Source organism: Pseudomonas sp. PGPPP1 (assembly GCF_002255865.1).
Taxonomy (GTDB): domain Bacteria; phylum Pseudomonadota; class Gammaproteobacteria; order Pseudomonadales; family Pseudomonadaceae; genus Aquipseudomonas; species Aquipseudomonas cremoris.
In genome coordinates this window covers 155,772-174,309 of the sequence record NZ_NKIG01000002.1, presented here as the reverse complement: position 1 = coordinate 174,309, position 18,538 = coordinate 155,772, and the positions used below count along the sequence as shown (strand labels likewise).

Genomic DNA, 18,538 nt, shown 5'->3' with positions numbered 1-18,538 from the left:
GTTGGAAGCGCGACCCAAGGGCTGGCCCGGCGTTAAGCCATGTGGAGAACAAATGTGGGAGCTGGCTTGCCTGCGATAGCATCACCTCGGTGTTTCAGATACACCGATTCGATGCTATCGCAGGCAAGCCAGCTCCCACACAAGCCAACTCCCATGTGGGTTTACCTTGGTCCGGAAACCACCAGCATCTGCCCTGGCTTCAACGCCTGGCCAGTACGTGGGTTCCAGCGCTTGAGATGTTGCATCTCAACGTTGAAGCGCTTGGCGACGATGTACAGCGAGTCGCCTTTCTTGACCTTGTATTGCACCGGCTTCTTGCTGTCAGCCTTGGCGACCAGCTTGCGCGTGTCCTGCATGACCAGGGTCTGGCCGACTTTGAGGGCCTGGCCGTTGAGCTTGTTCCAGCGCTGCAGGTCATGCACGTCGACCTTGTTGGCCTTGGCGATCATCGTCAGGTTGTCGCCACTGCGCACCTTGTAGCTACGGCTACGCCCGGCAACACGCGCGGTCTCGACTTCGTCGAACACCGGCTTTTTCGGGCGCATGCTGAGCAATTCTTCCGGCTTCATCGTCGAAAGGGTGCTGGTGAGCAATTGAGCCTTGGAGGTCGGCACCAACAGATGCTGGGGGCCGTCCAGAGTGGTACGTTGTTTGAGGGCCGGGTTGAGCTGGAACAGTTCGTCTTCGTCGATCTCGGCCAGCGCGGCGACCCGTGACAGGTCCATGCTCTGCTTGACTTCAACCACTTCGAAGTACGGCTGGTTGGCAATCGGGCTCAGGTTGACACCGTAGGCCTCGGGCGCCAGCACCACTTGGGACAGTGCCAGGAACTTCGGTACGTAGTCCTTGGTTTCCTGGGGCAGTGGCAGGTTCCAGTAGTCGGTGGGCAGGCCGAGCTTTTCGTTGCGCTCGATGGCCCGGCTGACCGTGCCTTCGCCGGCATTGTAAGCCGCGAGGGCCAACAGCCAGTCACCGTTGAACATATCGTGCAGACGAGTCAGATAGTCCAGGGCGGCGGTTGTCGAGGCAGTGATATCGCGGCGGCCATCATAGGCGCGGGTCTGGCGCAGGTTGAAGTAGCGCCCGGTGGAGGGGATAAATTGCCACAGGCCGACCGCATCGCTACGCGAATAGGCCATCGGGTTGTAGGCACTTTCAATCACTGGCAGCAGCGCCAGCTCCAGGGGCATGTTGCGTTCTTCAAGGCGTTCGACGATGTAATGAATGTAGAGGCTGCCGCGTTCCCCGGCGTTCTCCAGGAAGGAGGGGTTACTGGCGAACCACAGGCGCTGTTGCTCGATGCGCGGGTTGACGCCCAGACCGTCCTGCAATTGAAAGCCCCGACGCATGCGCTCCCAGACATCCTGGGGTATTTCGGGGCTGGGCTTCTCTGAGAGCCAAATAGGTTTTTGCTTGATCTTGGCGGCAAGATTGGGTTTGGGTTGCACGGTGGATTGTGCAGCGAAATTTGTCGATTGGCAGCCCGCCAGAGTCGCGGACACAGCCACCGCCACAGCTTGAGCCAGGCGGGTCAATGCGTCTGAATGGTTGGATTTACGAATAGATGACGACATTGGCTGGAAGTAAGTTCCGGGCAAAAATGTCGGGCGATTCTAGAAAGCACTTTGGTTCCGGTCAACCATTCAGAAAATACGTATCAGATTGCATCCGCTTAGAACTTATCTTTCCAAGCCCTCAAGCTAGCAAACACCTCGGCCCCAGAGCGGTTGTCACGGCCATTCCGTTCGTCCGCTTTTTGTTTAACGGATGTTTCAGCGGTACGCAGGAAGGGGTTGGTACGTTTTTCCAGCGCCAGGTTCGAAGGCAGCGTGATCTCGCCACGGGCCCGCAATTGGCGAACGTTTTCCACGCGTTCGGCGATATCGGCGTTCGCCGGTTCCACCGCCTGGGCAAATTTGAGGTTACTTTGTGTGTATTCGTGGGTGCAGTACACCAGGGTGTCGTTGGGCAGGCCGGCCAGGCGTTCCAGCGAGGTGTGCATCTGCTGCGGCGTGCCTTCGAACAGACGCCCGCAGCCGGCAGCAAACAGCGTATCACCACAGAACAGCACGCCCTGGTGATAAAAGGCGATATGGCCGAGGGTGTGGCCAGGGACGGCGTATACGTCGAAATCCCAGCCCAACACTTTAATACGGTCGTTGTCGTTGAGCGCCACATCCCGCGCAGGGATCTTCTCGTTTGCCGGGCCGTAGACCTTGGCGTCGGTGATACGCTTGAGTTGTTCGACACCGCCGACATGGTCGTGGTGGTGATGGGTGATCAGGATGTCGCTGAGGGTCCACTGGGGGTTTTGCTCAAGCCACGCCAGCACGGGCGCGGCGTCGCCTGGGTCGACCACCGCGCAGCGATGGGTCTGAGGGTCTTGTAACAACCAGATGTAGTTGTCGGTGAAGGCGGGCAGGGCACTGATCTGTATCATTCTTCGATTCGCCAAGCTGAACACATTGGTGCATCTTAGAACGTCTAGGCGAGTTGGAGAATGCAATGACTGATAAAGCGTTCGCCCAGGCCGATCCTGAATGGCTGGCCCTGATCAGCGCAGCCCGTGAGTGGCTGTCCGGGCCGGTCGGGCAATTTCTGCTGGACGAGGAGCGGCGCATGCTCGAAGACGAGCTGGGGCGGTTCTTCGGGGGTTACCTGGTGCATTACGGCCCGTCGGCCCAGACGCCGCCGTGCGCACCGCAGGTGCAACGCAACGTGCGCCTGGGCGCGCCGTTGCCGGGGGTGGAAATTGTCTGTGAAGAACAAGCCTGGCCGTTGAGTGAGCATGCTGCCGATGTGGTGGTGTTGCAGCACGGCCTGGATTTCTGCTTGTCGCCCCACGGCTTGCTGCGTGAAGCCGCGAGCAGTGTGCGCCCGGGTGGCCATTTGCTCATTATTGGCATCAACCCGTGGAGCAGTTGGGGGCTGCGCCATGTATTTGCCCACGACGCGCTGCGCCAGGCGCGCTGTATCTCGCCGTCGCGGGTTGGCGACTGGCTGAACCTGCTGGGCTTCGCGCTGGAGAAACGCCGCTTCGGGTGCTATCGTCCGCCGCTTGCCTCGACCAAGTGGCAGGCCCGCCTGGCCGGCTGGGAACGCCGTGCGGGGACCTGGCAATTGTCCGGTGGCGGCTTCTATTTGTTGGTCGCGCGCAAGATCGTGGTCGGCTTGCGCCCCGTGCGCCAAGTGCTACGCCAGCCGATGGGCAAGCTGGTGCCGATGCCGATGGCCAAGGTCAACCGCAAGCAAAGCGAACCGTAAAACTTTTTTTGATTTCTGACCGAGCAACCGATGACCGATACCGTAGAACTCTTCACCGATGGCGCCTGCAAGGGCAACCCGGGCCCTGGCGGCTGGGGCGCATTATTGGTGTGCAAAGGCGTCGAGAAGGAACTGTGGGGCGGCGAGCCCAATACCACCAACAATCGCATGGAACTGATGGGCGCCATTCGCGGCCTCGAAGAACTCAAGCGTCGCTGTGACGTTGTGCTGGTGACCGACTCGCAATACGTGATGAAGGGCATCAACGAGTGGATGGTCAACTGGAAGAAGCGCGGCTGGAAAACCGCTGCGAAAGAACCGGTCAAGAATGCCGACCTGTGGCAATTGCTCGACGAACAGTGCAATCGCCATAACATCACCTGGAAATGGGTGCGCGGGCACATCGGCCACCCAGGCAACGAACGGGCCGATCAGTTGGCCAACCGTGGCGTGGACGATGTACGCGGTTATAAACAGAGCTGACGATTAAAGTGCCGCGATGGCCTGTGCCAGTTGCATGTCGGTAAAGGTTTGCCCAGGCAGGCGTTCACGGATATGCACCAGCGCCGATTCCAGGCGCACGCCCTGGATCTGGCCATCGCTGGCGACAAAGGCTTCTGCGTCATCACGCGCGGCCTGCACGATCTTGTCGTCCTTGAATGACGAGCTTGTGCCCTTGGTGGCACTCATGGAGAGGCTGGCCATGAAGTCGGTGGTCATCACGAAGCTGGTGGCGTGTGCCGTGCAGGCGCTACTGATCAGTAGCAGCGCGCACAGCGTTTTTGGCATGTTCATGTTTCTGCGAGGTCCGCAATAGGTGGGGCGCGCAGGCTAACAAGGGCGCCTCTGCCAAACTGCTGCAGTTTTGCTAAAGAGTGTAAGAAACTGTCGAACCCTCAATGCTCGGGACCCGCCTTGGGCGGCCTGGGGCATGACGTGCTAATATCCCGCCCCTTGAAATACACCACACCGCTGAGAGCTGAACCCTGATGGCCATCCGATCTGTTGTACTCGATACCGAAACCACCGGCATGCCGGTGACCGATGGCCACCGGATCATCGAAATCGGCTGTGTCGAGCTCATGGGTCGACGCCTCACGGGTCGCCACTTCCACGTGTACCTGCAACCCGATCGGGACAGTGACGAAGGCGCGATTGGCGTCCACGGCATTACCGACGAATTCCTCAAGGGCAAGCCACGTTTTGCCGAGGTGGCCGACGAGTTCTTCGAATTCATCAACGGCGCCCAGTTGATCATCCACAACGCGGCGTTCGACGTCGGCTTCATCAACAATGAATTTGCCCTGATGGGGCAGGCGGACCGTGCGGATATTTCCCAGCACTGTTCGATCCTCGACACCTTGATGATGGCCCGTGAGCGTCACCCGGGCCAGCGCAACAGCCTCGATGCCTTGTGCAAACGTTATGGCGTCGACAACTCCGGCCGTGAACTGCACGGCGCCTTGCTCGACTCCGAGATTCTCGCCGACGTCTACCTGACCATGACCGGTGGCCAGACCAGCCTGTCCCTGGCCGGTAACGCTTCCGATGGCAGCGGCTCGGCGGAAGGCTCGGGCAACCGACCTTCGGAAATCCGCCGCCTGCCGGCGGATCGCAAGCCGAGCGTCATTATCCGCGCCAGCGAGCAGGATATGCTTGAGCACGCGGCGCGGTTGGAGGCGATTGCCAAGTCGGCGGGTGCGCCGGCGTTGTGGTCTCAGTTGACCGAGCAGTAATCCAACCGAGTGCAATTAAATGCAGGTGGGGCTTGCCCCCACCGTTTGATCTTCATCGCCAGTCAAATCTTCATTCGCATCATCGCCGCCCAGCTTCTACCCTTGAGTGCATAGCCCTCAGGACTGAACGCACTCATGTACAAAGACCTGAAGTTCCCCGTTCTGATCGTGCACCGCGACATCAAGGCCGACACCGTCGCCGGTGATCGGGTTCGAGGCATTGCCAGGGAGTTGGAACAAGAGGGCTTCAGTATCTTTTCTGCCGTGGACTACGCTGAAGGCCGGCTGGTGGCTTCGACCCATCACGGCCTGGCGTGCATGCTGATTGCAGCCGAAGGCGCCGGCGAAAATACCCACCTGCTGCAAAACATGGTCGAACTGATCCGCCTGGCACGGCTTAGGGCGCCCAGCCTGCCGATCTTTGCCCTGGGCGAGCAAGTCACCCTGGAGAACGCTCCGGCCGATGCCATGAGCGAGCTCAACCAGTTGCGCGGCATTCTCTATTTATTTGAAGACACTGTTCCCTTTCTGGCCCGGCAAGTGGCGCGCGCAGCCCGCACCTACCTGGATGGCCTGCTGCCGCCGTTCTTCAAGGCCCTGGTGCAGCACACCGCCGACTCCAACTATTCCTGGCACACGCCCGGCCATGGCGGCGGCGTAGCCTATCGCAAAAGCCCGGTGGGGCAGGCGTTTCACCAGTTCTTTGGGGAAAATACCCTGCGCTCGGACTTGTCTGTCTCGGTGCCCGAACTGGGCTCGCTGCTCGATCACACCGGGCCACTTGCCGAAGCCGAAGCCCGTGCCGCGCGCAACTTCGGCGCCGACCACACGTTCTTTGTCATCAACGGCACTTCCACCGCCAACAAGATCGTGTGGCACTCGATGGTCGCCCGCGACGACCTGGTATTGGTCGACCGCAATTGCCATAAGTCGGTATTGCATTCGATCATCATGACCGGCGCCATCCCGCTGTACCTGTGCCCCGAGCGTAACGAACTGGGGATTATCGGCCCGATTCCCTTGAGCGAATTCAGCCCCGAGTCGATCCGCGCCAAAATCGACGCCAGCCCCCTGACCCGAGGCCGCCCGCCGACAGTGAAGATGGCGGTGGTCACCAACTCCACCTACGACGGCCTGTGCTACAACGCAGAACTGATCAAGCAGCAATTGGGCAACAGTGTCGAGGTGTTGCACTTCGACGAAGCCTGGTACGCCTACGCGGCGTTTCACGAGTTCTTTGCCGGGCGTTATGGCATGGGGACTTCACGTACCCCGGACAGCCCGCTGGTGTTCACCACGCACTCCACGCACAAATTGCTGGCGGCATTCAGCCAGGCTTCGATGATCCATGTGCAGGACGGCGGCGCGCGCCAGCTCGATCGGGACCGCTTCAACGAAGCGTTCATGATGCATATCTCCACCTCGCCGCAGTACAGCATCATTGCCTCTTTGGATGTGGCCTCGGCAATGATGGAAGGCCCGGCAGGTCGCTCGTTGTTGCAGGAAATGTTCGATGAAGCCCTGAGCTTTCGCCGCGCCCTGGCCAACCTGCGCCAACACATCGCCGCTGAAGACTGGTGGTTCTCCATCTGGCAGCCGCCGTCAGTGGCTGGCATCGATCGCGTAACCACTGCCGATTGGCTGTTGCACCCGCAAGATGACTGGCATGGCTTCGGCGATGTGGCCGAAGACTACGTGCTGCTGGACCCGATCAAAGTGACCCTGGTGATGCCCGGTCTCAACGCTGGCGGCGCCTTGAGTGAGTGCGGAATTCCCGCCGCAGTGGTCAGTAAATTCCTCTGGGAGCGTGGGCTGGTGGTGGAAAAGACCGGGCTGTATTCCTTCCTGGTGCTGTTTTCCATGGGCATCACCAAGGGCAAATGGAGTACCTTGCTCACCGAACTGCTGGAGTTCAAGCGCAGCTACGACGCCAATGTCAGCTTGGCCAGTTGCTTACCGTCGGTATTTGCGCAGGGGCCGGTGCGTTATCAAGGCCTGGGTTTGCGCGACCTGTGCAACCAACTGCACAGCTGTTACCGCAGCAATGCCACGGCCAAGCACCTCAAGCGCATGTACACCGTATTGCCGGAGATCGCGATGAAACCGGCCGATGCCTACGACCAGTTGGTGCGAGGCGAGGTCGAGGCGGTGTCCATCGATGCCTTGCCAGGGCGTGTCGCAGCCGTGATGCTGGTACCTTATCCGCCCGGTATCCCATTGATCATGCCGGGTGAGCGCTTTACCGAGTCGACACGTTCGATCATTGACTACCTGGCTTTTGCCCGGACGTTCGATAGCAGTTTTCCTGGGTTCGTCGCTGACGTGCATGGGTTGCAACACGAAGATGACGGCAGTGGTCGTTGTTACACCGTCGATTGCATCAAGGGTTAAGGATGGTTATGCAAGCTGTAATGAACCCGAAGTATCCGGGGCTCAGTGTACGGGTCGCCGACGAGGGCTTTGATGCCTACGTGTGGGGCAATGACTTCAGCTTTGAGGTCAGCGCCTACGGCGAGCCGCAGATGGGCAAGCGGGTCGATCAATGGCCTGTGGAGCGCATCCTGCCGTACCGCAAGTGCTATGGGATTGACCCTGAAGAGTTCGCCAGTTTTCGCGATGCGCCAGACAGTGCGATTTTCATGGCCTACCTGGATGATCGGCCGGTGGGGCATATCGTGGTCAGCACCAACTGGAACGGTTTTGCCCATGTCGATGAGCTGGCAGTGGCCTTGCCTGCGCGCCGTCACGGCGTGGCCAAGGCCTTGCTGGATGTGGCGCAGTTCTGGAGCCGCAAGAAGAACCTGCCGGGCATGATGCTGGAAACCCAGAACAACAACCTGGGGGCCTGCCGTCTGTATGAGCGTTGCGGTTATGTGATGGGCGGCGTCGACCACTTGCGCTATCGCGGTATTGATCCACAAACCCGTGAAGTGGCGGTTTTCTGGTATCGACTGTTCAAGACCGAAGTCGATCAGCCTTAACCCGCCAGCAGGCCTTCGGCTTTTTGCGTGACAATCTCCAGCAGCGCATTCAGCGCCGGGGCGCCTGCGCCCTCCTTGAGGGTCAGCGCATACAGGCTGACCATGATCGGTGGCGATACCGGGCACGCATCCAGCCCGGCCTCCCGAGCACCGAATGCGGTGAATGGGTCGACAATCGCCAAGCCTTCGCCGGCTTCCACCATGCTGCGCATCATCTGGTAGGTTTGTACGCGTGTCTGCACCACCGGCAGCGGGCGCAGGGCTTGCAGCTTGGCGTCCAGCAGGCGGCTCAGCGGGTCCTGGCCTTCCAGGCCGATCATCGACTGGCCGGCCAGGTCCTGCAGCGCAATGTACTTTTGCTTGGGCTTGAGCCAGCCGTGGGGGGCGAGCAGTTGCAACTTGCCTTGGGCCAGCACGCTGCTGTGGATTTGCGGGTGCTCTGGGTCATGCAGGCTCAGGCCTACCTCGGCTTCGTGCAGCAGCAGGCTCCTGACGATTTCCCGAGTCGGCTGGCTCGACAGGTTGCACGGGGTGTCCTGGAAGCGTCGGCGCAGCACCGCGATACTCTGCGGCAGCAATTGATTGGCCAGGGGAGGGGTGCAGAGCACGCGCAGGGTGGGGGCGTGATGGTGTTTCAAGCGGCTGGCCAAGCGTTGCACCGGCTCCAGTGCTTCGTACACATGGGCCATTTCGGCTTGCAGCTCCAGGGTTTCACGGGTGGCCTGCAAACGCCCGCGCACACTGGCAAACAACATGAAACCAAGCTGTTGCTCGGCGTCCTTGAGCACAACCTCTACATCGCCCACGGGCAATTGCAACCATTCGGCGGCCGTGCCGAGGTGTCCGGTCTGCAAGATGGCCTGAATCACTTCGATATGACGTAAACGCATCGCCGGAGTCTAGGGGGCGCGCGTCGGGGATTCAATGGGTGGGAGAAAAACAGCGCGCGTGATCATCGAGGTCGTCTACGGTTAACCCTGCAGCACAGTTGCAACGCACGGGTGATATCAATAGCGTGTCACCCGACGCCCATTAAGGAAGCCCATTGATGCCCGGTAAAACCGCAATAACTGGCAATGTGCACGCCCAACGTGGCTTTACCCGTTGGGCGGTGCTGGTGGCATTGGTCATCGTCGGGCTGTTGGCCTTGGCGGTGGGTCCACGTTTGTTCGGCGATGTGACCCTGGCGGAAATTGCTACGGCCAAGGCCCAGGTCGCCGAGCTGGGCAACGCGGTCGAGCATTTTCACCAGGATACTGGCCGCTACCCCCGCGACGATGAGGGGTTGGACGCCTTGGCCACGCAGCCCACCGGCGAGACGCGATGGAAGGGCCCCTACGCCAGCGACGACTTGTTGACCGACCCATGGGGGGTTGCCTATCAGTACCACTACCCGCCAACCCAGGCCCAGACGCCCTTTGACCTGTTTTCGTTCGGCAAAGACCGTACCTTGGGTGGCGTCGGGGTTAACAAGGATATTACCTACGGCGACCACTGAATAATCTGGCATTACCCATCGACCTGATTAGAATGGCTCGTTCTGATCATCAATGACCAAAGCCGGTCCTCCGGCACATACAACAAAAACAGGTCTGGTCTCATATGCCTCTACCCTCGCTACGTTTCGGGGTAACGGCCAAGCAATTTGCGGTCCTGGTGACCGTGGGGTGTGTGGCTGCTTATCTCTTCAATAATCATGACGATACAACGCCCGAAGCCCTGGCGCTCGAAGCCTTCATACGCTCGCAAGAACAGGTCGGCGCGCAAGTAGGTGCGGTGCTGGAAGTGGCGTTGGTCAGGCAGGTCGTTGCACACCCCAGCTACAGCTCGGCGGGCTACACGCGTTCGATGTATGCCGTTGAGGGGGAGCGGGGACGCTTGATGGTGACGTTGAAGACAGTGGAGGGAGAGCGGGCGATCGAGGTGAGTGAGATACGTCGTCCTTGATCACGCCCAGCCCAGTCAATGCCATCAATGGCCAGGACTGAGCAGGTCGGTAGGGCGAGATCTTACGACGCGAGGATAGTTTGCGATTCGCGCACGAGGATGGTGCCCGACTGAATCAACTTGAACTCATCGCCTTCCAGTTTCTCTACACGATCGCCAATGGCCAGCTTGTAGGTGGTGGTAGGTGCCGAGCCAGCCAGGTCGCCTTGCGCCGGGTTGGATTCCTGGAACTCATGCACCGAATACACGCGTCCTTCTGCGTCTCTGGCATGAAACTGTCCGACTAATACTGCTGCCATCTGTTTAGAACCTCTGGAGATAATCACTCGATTTGCGGTTCTGTAGACCGTCATGGAGCGGGGTAGTTTACCTACGTGGAAAAAATACTATTCGCTGATGCTTGAAGAGATGTCCTACGCGGATGGGTGTAAAGCAAACGCCGACAGGGTAATCAAAACCTTCTGGTGAACACGCCGCGAAGACTCTATAACTACTAGCTCCTTTAGTCAGACGTCGGGAAAACCTCCATGAGCAAGGTCTACACGATTGCCGTCCTGGTTGGCAGCTTGAGAAAAGAGTCGATCAACCGCAAGGTTGCCTTGGCATTGGCCGAACTGGCCCCTGCCAACCTCACGTTGAACATTGTTGAAATTGGCGATTTGCCGCTCTACAACGAAGACATCGACGCAGGTGCACCGCCGGCAGCCTACAGTACTTTCCGTCAACAAGTGAGCTCATCCGACGCGGTGCTGTTCGTTACTCCCGAATACAACCGTTCGGTGCCTGCACCGTTGAAGAATGCCATTGACGTGGGTTCGCGCCCCTATGGAAAAAGCGCCTGGAGCGGCAAGCCGGGGGCAATCATCAGCGTGTCGCCGGGTGCCATCGGTGGTTTTGGTGCCAACCACCATCTGCGTCAGTCGTTGGTGTTCCTGGATGTGCCCTGCATGCAGCAGCCGGAAGCTTACCTGGGTGGGGCGGGGAGTGTGTTTGACGAGAATGGCAAGGTGTCGGAAAAGACCAGGCCGTTCCTGCAGGCGTTTATCGATGCCTATGGCCAGTGGGTAGCGAAACAAAAAGCCTGACTTGGCAATGAGATAGAAGTGTGGGAGCGGGCTTGCTCGCGAATGCAATCTGTCAGTTGATAAATACATCGACTGACACTCCGCATTCGCGAGCAAGCCCGCTCCCACATTGGTTTAGCGTAGCCAGTTGGTTCGTGCTAGTTCTATGACTTCATCGCCGCGCCCACTCATCACCGCCTTGAGCATGTACAGGCTGAACCCCTTGGCCTGCTCCAGCTTGATCGTCGGCGGCATCACCAGTTCCTGAGTCGCGGTCACCACGTCCACCAGCACCGGGCCATCATGCTCCAAGGCGCGGCGCAGGGCGGGCTCCAGGTCTTCGGATTGCTCCACGCGAATCCCCAGGATGCCCATGGCATTGGACATGGCCGCAAAGTCCGGGTTTTTCAGTTCGGTACCGGTGTCCAGATAGCCTGCTGCTTTCATCTCCATGGCGACAAAACCCAGGGATGAGTTATCGAATACGACGACTTTCACCGGCAACTTCAACTGCGCCAATGAAATGAAGTCCCCCATCAACATGGCAAAACCACCGTCACCGGACATCGAGATCACTTGCCGACCGGGAAACGCCGCCTGGGCGCCAATTGCCTGGGGCATGGCATTGGCCATTGAACCGTGGTTGAACGAACCGATCAGTCGGCGCTTGCCGTTCATCTTCAAGTAGCGTGCGGCCCACACGGTGGGCGAGCCCACGTCGGCGGTGAAGATCGCATCATCGTCCGCCAATTCGCTGAGCAGCCGCGCCACGTATTGGGGGTGGATCGGCCGGTTGGCCTTGGACGGTTGCGCCAGGTCATCCAGGCCTTGGCGGGCTTTTTCGTAGTGCTTGAGTGACGTGTCGAGGAAGCTGCGGTCGGTCTTGCGGGTGAGGCGCGGGAGCAAGGCGTCGATGGTTTCGCCCACATCGGCGGCGATCCCCAGGTCAAGGGTGGCGCGGCGCCCGAGGGCCTGCGGGTTGCGGTCCACCTGGATGATCTTCGCGTCGGTGGGATAGAACTGACGGTAAGGGAAATCTGTGCCGAGCATGATCAGCGTGTCGCAGTTGAGCATGGCGTGATAGCCGGAGCTGAAACCGATCAGGCCGGTCATGCCCACGTCGAACGGGTTGTCCCATTCCACATGTTCTTTGCCGCGCAGGGCGTGCACCACAGGGGCGCCGAGTGCATCGGCCAAGGCCACCACTTGGTCATGCGCGCCGGCACAGCCACTGCCGCACAGCAACGTGACTTTCTGGCTGCTGTCGAGAAGCTCGGTGAGGCGTAGCAGGTCCTGTTCCGCCGGCAAACTGCGTGGCGCGTGCAGGGTGGGCCAAGGCTTGAGCTTGTCTTCAACCTCCAGCAACGATACGTCCCCTGGAATCACCACCACCGCTACGCCGCGATTGAGGATTGCCGAACGCATGGCGCGGTGCAGCACGTGGGGCATCTGTTCTGGGTTGGTCACCAGTTCGACGAAGTGGCTGCACTCCTTGAACAGCTCTTGGGGGTGAGTTTCCTGGAAGTAGTTCAGGCCGATTTCGGTGGACGGAATCTGGGCGGCAATTGCCAGCACCGGCACATGGTTGCGATGGCAGTCGAACAGGCCATTGATCAAGTGCAGGTTGCCCGGCCCGCAACTGCCGGCACACACCGTCAGTTCGCCGGTGGCGGCGGCTTCGGCACCGGCGGCGAACGCGGCGACCTCCTCGTGGCGCACGTGCATCCATTCGATGCTGTCCATGGTGCGCAAGGCGTCGGTGAGGCCGTTAAGGCTGTCGCCGGTCAGGCCCCAGATACGCTTGACGCCCGCCTGTTCAAGGGTGGTCGCCAGCTGCTGGGCCAGGTTGATTTTCGCCATGAAGAACTCCAATCGTCAGTGAGGTTAAAAACTGCTGATCAATAGGGGACAGTTCGATCACGGCGAATGCTCCGCCTTTAATGTGAAGATTGCGTCATGGCTGCGCGGTACTGTCGGGTGCGTCGGGCGATAAACCATTGATCGCGCACCAGTGCCACGCACGGCGCAACCTTGGCCTTGGGCAAATGGCCAAGGCTGAGTCGCCGCATCTGGTAGCGCACCACGGCGAGCACGGCGAGGGAGGCCAGGGGTTTGCGCTTCCAGTCGATGGGCTTGAGTTGTGGGTTGGGGTCGCGGCCCTCGCGCCAATGCTGGATCAATTGCGGCTCCAGGGTCAGGGCTGTGGCGATACCGGCCATGGCGACGCCGCTGTCCAGCACCTGTTGCACGACAGGCAGGCGGCGGATACCCCCGGTGACCATCACCGGCATCTTGGCGACAGTCGCCAGGTGGCTGGCAAACTCCAGGAAGTAGGCCTCGCGGGCCAATGTACGCCCGTCCCGCGCGTCGCCTTGCATGGCCGGCGCTTCGTAACTACCGCCAGACAATTCCAGCAAGTCGATAGGCAATGGGTTAAGCATCTCGACCACGGCGCGGGCATCGGCCTCTTCAAAACCGCCGCGCTGGAAGTCTGCCGAGTTGAGCTTGACCGCTACGCAGAACGACGGGCTGACGCTGGCGCGCACGGCCTGGATCACTTCCAGCAGCAGGCGCGCACGGTTTTCCAGGGAGCCACCCCAGCGGTCGGTGCGTTGGTTGCTCAACGGCGAGAGGAACTGACTGAGCAAGTAACCATGCGCGCCGTGGATCTGTACGCCGGTAAACCCGGCCTTTTCGGCCAGGCGTGCGCTGGTGGCGAAACGCTGGATCACGTCCTGGATATCGTCTTCGGTCATGGCTTTGGGCTTGGCAAACATCTTCGAGAAGCCGCCCAGGTCGAGGGCGACCGCGGAAGGTGCCACGGCTTGCTGGCGCAAATTGGCAGGCGTTTGGCGGCCTGGGTGACTGAGCTGTACCCAAAAATGCACGGGTTTACCCCGCGTTACATCGGCCCATTCGCGAAAACGCTGCAATTGCTGCTCGTCTTCAAGCGCTACGCCGCCAGGGCCGGTCATGGCGCGACGATCAATCATCACGTTGCCGGTGATCAACAGGCCGGGCTCACCGTCAGCCCAGGCTTTGTACAGCTGCTTCAATGCGCGGGACGGTGCTTGCTGCGCATCCGCCATGTTCTCTTCCATCGCCGCTTTGGCGATGCGGTTGGAAAGAACTTGGCCATTGGGCAGTTGCAAGGCTTCAAAGGGTGACATGGGTTGACTCCTGAGCGGGGGAGGCCTCAGGCTAAGCTTAAAGTTAACTTTAATGTCAAGCAGGCGTTGCGATGAATATTGGTGAGCTGGCGAAGCAGAGCGGGTTGGCGGCCTCGCGTATCCGGTTTTATGAAGCCGAAGGCTTGATCAGCCAGGTGGGGCGTCAGTCCAACGGTTATCGTCGTTACTCGACAGAGGCGTTGCAGACCTTGCAGCTGATCCAGAGCGCGCAGCAGGCCGGTTTCACCCTGCAGGAACTCAAGGCGTTAATGCCGGCGCCGGGGGAGCACAAGCGCGAGGAGTTGATTGAGGCGTTGGAGCGCAAGGTCGAGCAGATCGAACAGATGCAAGCACAGTTGGCCCACAGCAAGGCGCAGTTGCTGGGCGTGATCGAAGCGGTGCGGGCGCAGCCCGAAGGTGTGCCGTGCAGCATGGGGCAGAAGCAAGTGTTGGCGTCGATCAAACTCAACCCATAAAAAAACCCTGGCATGCCAGGGTTCTTCGTAAGCGAGTGCTTAGCGACGACGGAACAGCGGCAACGGTTCATCCGTTGCGGCCTGGTACGTCACCGAGAAGTCCTTGAGACTTTCCAACGCTTCGTACGGGTCTTTGTCGGCGCGCAGGGCGAAGGCATCGAACCCGCAGCGGCGCAGGTAGAACAGTTGGTCGCGCAGCACATCGCCAATTGCGCGCAGCTCGCCCTTGTAACCATAACGGTCACGCAGCAGGCGGGCGTTGGAGTAGTTGCGACCGTCGGTAAACGCCGGGAAGTTCAGCGCGATGACTTGGAAATGCTCCACGTCGGCGCCGATTTCTTCGGCTTCTTCATCGGCGTCCAGCCACACACCCAGGCCGCCGTCGCGGGCCTTGAGGGCGTGGCCATGTTCGCGCCACAACGCCAACGGCACGATCAGGTCGTCGCAGTTGGAGATGCCGTCGAAGCTCGCGTCCTTGGGCAGCAGGTGCCAGGTTTCGTCGAGGACTTCGTTGTTCTTAATGATTCGCTGCATAGACGCGCTCCTTGAACAGGTCAATGCCGATGCGCTGGTAGGTGTCGATGAAACGCTCATCTTCGGTGCGCTGTTCGATGTACACATCGATCAGTTTGCCGATCACCTCGGGCATGGCTTCCTGGGCGAAGGACGGGCCGAGGATCTTGCCCAGGCTCGCATCGCGGCTGGCGCTGCCACCCAGGGACACTTGGTAGAATTCTTCGCCTTTCTTGTCCACGCCCAGGATGCCGATGTGGCCGACGTGGTGGTGACCGCAGGCGTTCATGCAACCGGAGATGTTCAAGTCCAGCTCGCCAATGTCGAACAGGTAGTCCAGGTCGTCGAAACGACGCTGGATCGACTCGGCAATCGGGATCGACTTGGCGTTGGCCAGGGAGCAGAAGTCGCCGCCCGGGCAGCAGATGATGTCGGTCAGCAGGCCGATGTTCGGCGTGGCGAAACCGCCTTCGCGCAGTTCGCCCCACAGGGTGAACAGTTGGCTCTGCTGAACGTCCGCGAGGATGATGTTCTGCTCGTGTGACGTGCGCAGTTGGCCGAAGCTGTAGCGGTCGGCCAGGTCGGCGACAGCATCCAGCTGCTTGTCGGTGATATCGCCTGGGGCAACACCGGTCGGTTTCAGCGACAGGGTCACGGCAACGTAGCCTGGTTTCTTGTGCGCAAGGGTGTTGCGGCCACGCCAACGGGCAAAACCTGGGTGTTCCAGGTCGAGGGCTGCAAGTTCTGCGTCCTGATTGCTCAGGGCCTTGTACTCAGGGTCGACGAAGTGCTTGGCGACGCGGTGCACTTCGGCTTCGGTCAGGGTGGTCTGGCCGCCGCGCAGGTGTTCCATCTCGGCGTCGACCTTCTGGGCAAACACCTCAGGGGTCAGCGCCTTGACCAGGATCTTGATCCGGGCCTTGTACTTGTTGTCACGACGGCCATAGCGGTTGTAGACCCGCAGGATGGCGTCGAGGTAGCTCAACAGGTCCTGCCACGGCAGGAATTCGTTGATGAAGGCGCCGACCACGGGGGTACGGCCAAGGCCGCCACCCACCAGGACACGGAAACCCAACTCGCCCGCTTCGTTGTACACCGGCTCCAGGCCGATATCGTGTACTTCGATGGCCGCGCGGTCCGAGGTCGAGCCATTGATGGCGATCTTGAACTTACGTGGCAGGTAGGCGAACTCTGGGTGGAAGGTGGTCCACTGACGCACGATTTCGCACCACGGGCGTGGATCGATCAGCTCGTCGGCGGCAACGCCAGCGAATTGGTCGGTGGTGACGTTGCGCAGGCAGTTACCGCTGGTCTGAATGGCGTGCATCTGCACGGTGGCCAGTTCAGCCAGGATATCCGGCACATCTTCCAACGCCGGCCAGTTGAACTGCACGTTCTGGCGGGTACTGATGTGGGCGTAACCCTTGTCGAAGTCTCGGGCAATCTTGGCCATCATGCGCGTCTGGCGGGCAGTCAGTTGGCCATAGGGAACGGCAACCCGCAGCATCGGCGCAAAGCGCTGAACATAAAGGCCATTTTGCAGGCGCAGAGGGCGGAACTCTTCTTCGCTCAGTTCACCTGCTAGGTAGCGTCGGGTCTGATCACGGAACTGCTTGACGCGGTCCTCGATGATGCGCTGATCGTATTCGTCGTATACGTACATATAGGTCCTGTTCTCGGCAAATCTGCGCGCACGGCCGCGCACTCCCAACGGAGCCGGCGCACGATACCAGTTTGCGTTTATGCGCAAAAGTGATGTTTGAGTATATGCAAATAACCAAATTGACTAATGAGACTGATTCTCGCGATACCCACATTTGTCATGCGGACAATCATGAACTTTACTGTGATCGAGTCTTGATGCAGTCACCTATAAAACCGATAAGAGGCGATGCGATGAGCAATTCAACCAAAGCCCGTAAACCCGACAGTACCGTGGACGCCTGGGCCATTCTGTTCCTGATAATCCTGGTGGTGGGAACCGCGGTGTTCTGGGTTAGCCACCAATAAAACTGGCTGATTGAGCCTCGATTGACTGTCGCAATGCCACTATCATGGCGGTCAATATTCAAGGCTTGAACACCATGTTGAAGGTTCTGATTACGTGTATGTGGTTGCTGGGGGCGGCGTACGGAGCGATGGCTCACGCGACGTCGGTGGTGTTTCTCAACCCTGGCATGTCGACGGAAACCTACTGGGTCAACTACGCGCAATTCATGCAGGCCGCCGCCAAGGACCTCGGCCTGGATTTGCGCGTGCGCTATTCCGAGCGCGATGCACATACAACGTTGACCCAGGCTCGCGAAGCGCTGCAAGGCAATAGTCGGCCCGATTACCTGGTGCTGGTGAACGAGCAATACGTTGCGCCGCAGATCCTGCGGATGGCCCAGGGCAGTGGGGTCAAGTTAATGATCGTCAACAATGCGTTGACCGGCGACCAGGTGCAATTGCTCGGCAAAGACGCCACATGGGTTGGCAGCCTGGTGGCCAACGATGAAGACGCCGGCTACCTGATGTTTACCGACCTGCTGCGCCAGCACGGCCCGCTTGCGCCTGGCCAGTCCATTGACCTGCTGGCGTTCTCCGGCGTCAAGAACACCCCCGCCGCGCAGTTGCGCGAGCAAGGCTTGCACCGTGCATTGGCCGAGCATCCCGAAGTGCGCCTGCGCCAGTTGGTATACGGGGAGTGGAGCCGTCAACGGGCGTTCGAGCAAGCCACGCAACTGTTCAATCGCTACCCGCAAACCGCGCTAGTGTGGTCAGCCAACGACGAGATGGCGCTGGGTGCCATGCAGGCGTTGCAAGAGGCAGGGCGGGTGCCGGGCAAAGACGCGTTGTTCAGTGCGGTCAACAGCTCTCCAGAAGTGTTGCAAGCGCGCCTGGATGGGCGGCTGACGACGTTGGTCGCAGGGCATTTCACCCTGGGCGGGTGGGCGATGGTGCTGATCAACGATGATGCCAAGGGCCTGGACATCGGCGCGTTCGGGGGACGGGACCGCAAAGAGGCCTTGTTCCAGCTGATCAATGTCGCCCAGGCACGACGTTTACTGCAGCCAATGACTCCCGTGGACTTTCGCGCGTTGTCCGCAGTGGGCAAGCCGGCATCCTATCGCTATCCGTTCAGCCTGCAGCTGTTGCTGCGCTAGACGCCGGCAACGTGCAGCACCAACTGCACAATGCCAAATAGCGTGAGTGCAAACACCGCCGTGAACACAACACCCAGGATCACAAAGTGGCTGGGCTTGCCGTGGGTAAAGTCACGGGCGCGGTTCTTGCCACTCTGCACGCCAAAGGCGGCGGCCATGACGCTGTGGAGCATCTGCCAGAAGGTAGGGGGCTTGTTGTTGACTGGATCGTCCATACATCCCTCGACACAAGGTGTGTGAG

At 60.0% G+C, this 18,538-nt stretch carries 20 protein-coding genes; 10 read left to right on the top strand and 10 right to left on the bottom strand.

The features are described 5' to 3' along the window. Positions 1-161: 161 nt before the first annotated feature. Together CFE47_RS05370 and gloB are read right to left on the bottom strand one after the other, a co-directional pair. Entirely contained in the window at positions 162-1,574 is a 1,413-nt protein-coding gene (locus CFE47_RS05370; protein WP_185708985.1) for a lytic transglycosylase domain-containing protein, read from the bottom strand. A 98-nt stretch (positions 1,575-1,672) separates the two neighbouring features. Then, a complete protein-coding gene (gene gloB, locus CFE47_RS05365) occupies positions 1,673-2,440 on the bottom strand; it encodes a hydroxyacylglutathione hydrolase (RefSeq protein ID WP_286835823.1) in 768 nt (255 codons plus the stop codon). A gap of 65 nt (positions 2,441-2,505) precedes the next feature. Here gloB and CFE47_RS05360 point away from each other — a divergent pair, with 65 nt between their 5' ends. Continuing rightward, positions 2,506-3,264, top strand: coding sequence for a methyltransferase domain-containing protein (locus tag CFE47_RS05360; protein ID WP_185708987.1), 759 nt, complete (start codon positions 2,506-2,508; stop codon positions 3,262-3,264). Between the two features lie 30 nt (positions 3,265-3,294). Further along, positions 3,295-3,747: a ribonuclease HI gene (gene rnhA, locus CFE47_RS05355; protein ID WP_185708988.1), complete on the top strand. Its 453-nt coding sequence runs from the start codon at positions 3,295-3,297 to the stop codon at positions 3,745-3,747. Between the two features lie 3 nt (positions 3,748-3,750). On the opposite strand, the gene CFE47_RS05350 is transcribed toward rnhA, so the two are convergent. Continuing rightward, a complete protein-coding gene (locus CFE47_RS05350) occupies positions 3,751-4,059 on the bottom strand; it encodes a DUF2388 domain-containing protein (RefSeq protein WP_286835822.1) in 309 nt (102 codons plus the stop codon). 200 nt (positions 4,060-4,259) lie between these two features. On the opposite strand from CFE47_RS05350, the gene dnaQ reads away from it, so the two are divergent. From dnaQ to CFE47_RS05335, 3 genes are all read left to right on the top strand, one after another. Beyond that, entirely contained in the window at positions 4,260-5,000 is a 741-nt protein-coding gene (dnaQ, locus tag CFE47_RS05345) for a DNA polymerase III subunit epsilon (RefSeq protein WP_185709119.1), read from the top strand. A 135-nt stretch (positions 5,001-5,135) separates the two neighbouring features. Further along, positions 5,136-7,391: an Orn/Lys/Arg family decarboxylase gene (locus CFE47_RS05340; RefSeq protein WP_286835821.1), complete on the top strand. Its 2,256-nt coding sequence runs from the start codon at positions 5,136-5,138 to the stop codon at positions 7,389-7,391. 8 nt (positions 7,392-7,399) lie between these two features. Beyond that, positions 7,400-7,981 (top strand): GNAT family N-acetyltransferase, encoded by a 582-nt coding sequence (locus CFE47_RS05335; RefSeq protein ID WP_286835820.1) that lies wholly within the window; start codon positions 7,400-7,402, stop codon positions 7,979-7,981. On the opposite strand, the gene CFE47_RS05330 is transcribed toward CFE47_RS05335, so the two are convergent. Then, positions 7,978-8,871, bottom strand: coding sequence for a LysR substrate-binding domain-containing protein (locus CFE47_RS05330; protein WP_286835819.1), 894 nt, complete (start codon positions 8,869-8,871; stop codon positions 7,978-7,980). The genes CFE47_RS05335 and CFE47_RS05330 overlap by 4 nt on opposite strands. Positions 8,872-9,029: 158 nt before the next feature. On the opposite strand from CFE47_RS05330, the gene gspG reads away from it, so the two are divergent. Together gspG and CFE47_RS05320 are read left to right on the top strand one after the other, a co-directional pair. Beyond that, a complete protein-coding gene (gene gspG, locus CFE47_RS05325) occupies positions 9,030-9,479 on the top strand; it encodes a type II secretion system major pseudopilin GspG (RefSeq protein ID WP_286835818.1) in 450 nt (149 codons plus the stop codon). A 104-nt stretch (positions 9,480-9,583) separates the two neighbouring features. Beyond that, complete coding sequence (locus CFE47_RS05320; protein WP_286835817.1) at positions 9,584-9,928, top strand: hypothetical protein; 345 nt, start codon at positions 9,584-9,586, stop codon at positions 9,926-9,928. A 62-nt stretch (positions 9,929-9,990) separates the two neighbouring features. Here CFE47_RS05320 and CFE47_RS05315 read toward each other — a convergent pair whose 3' ends face one another. Beyond that, the gene (locus CFE47_RS05315) at positions 9,991-10,227 is read right to left on the bottom strand and encodes a hypothetical protein (RefSeq protein ID WP_185708994.1); all 237 of its coding nucleotides are present in this window, start codon (positions 10,225-10,227) and stop codon (positions 9,991-9,993) included. 228 nt (positions 10,228-10,455) lie between these two features. Between CFE47_RS05315 and CFE47_RS05310 the strand changes: the two genes are divergently transcribed. Further along, the gene (locus tag CFE47_RS05310; protein ID WP_185708995.1) at positions 10,456-11,013 is read left to right on the top strand and encodes an NADPH-dependent FMN reductase; all 558 of its coding nucleotides are present in this window, start codon (positions 10,456-10,458) and stop codon (positions 11,011-11,013) included. Between the two features lie 114 nt (positions 11,014-11,127). Here CFE47_RS05310 and poxB read toward each other — a convergent pair whose 3' ends face one another. Continuing rightward, the gene (gene poxB / locus CFE47_RS05305) at positions 11,128-12,852 is read right to left on the bottom strand and encodes a ubiquinone-dependent pyruvate dehydrogenase (RefSeq protein ID WP_286835816.1); all 1,725 of its coding nucleotides are present in this window, start codon (positions 12,850-12,852) and stop codon (positions 11,128-11,130) included. A 77-nt stretch (positions 12,853-12,929) separates the two neighbouring features. Beyond that, positions 12,930-14,162, bottom strand: a complete 1,233-nt coding sequence (locus CFE47_RS05300) for an NADH:flavin oxidoreductase/NADH oxidase family protein (RefSeq protein ID WP_286835815.1) — start codon at positions 14,160-14,162, stop codon at positions 12,930-12,932. 71 nt (positions 14,163-14,233) lie between these two features. On the opposite strand from CFE47_RS05300, the gene CFE47_RS05295 reads away from it, so the two are divergent. Beyond that, a complete protein-coding gene (locus tag CFE47_RS05295; protein WP_286835814.1) occupies positions 14,234-14,638 on the top strand; it encodes a MerR family transcriptional regulator in 405 nt (134 codons plus the stop codon). 39 nt (positions 14,639-14,677) lie between these two features. Here the strand turns inward: CFE47_RS05295 and CFE47_RS05290 are convergent, their stop codons facing one another. After that, positions 14,678-15,172: a DUF934 domain-containing protein gene (locus tag CFE47_RS05290; RefSeq protein ID WP_003235539.1), complete on the bottom strand. Its 495-nt coding sequence runs from the start codon at positions 15,170-15,172 to the stop codon at positions 14,678-14,680. After that, entirely contained in the window at positions 15,156-16,814 is a 1,659-nt protein-coding gene (locus tag CFE47_RS05285) for a nitrite/sulfite reductase (protein WP_286835813.1), read from the bottom strand. Before CFE47_RS05285 ends, CFE47_RS05290 begins: the two co-directional genes overlap by 17 nt. A gap of 421 nt (positions 16,815-17,235) precedes the next feature. Between CFE47_RS05285 and CFE47_RS05280 the strand changes: the two genes are divergently transcribed. After that, entirely contained in the window at positions 17,236-18,297 is a 1,062-nt protein-coding gene (locus CFE47_RS05280; RefSeq protein WP_286835812.1) for an ABC transporter substrate-binding protein, read from the top strand. Here the strand turns inward: CFE47_RS05280 and CFE47_RS05275 are convergent. Continuing rightward, positions 18,294-18,512, bottom strand: coding sequence for a DUF2970 domain-containing protein (locus CFE47_RS05275; protein WP_286835811.1), 219 nt, complete (start codon positions 18,510-18,512; stop codon positions 18,294-18,296). The genes CFE47_RS05280 and CFE47_RS05275 overlap by 4 nt on opposite strands. Positions 18,513-18,538 lie beyond the last annotated feature (26 nt).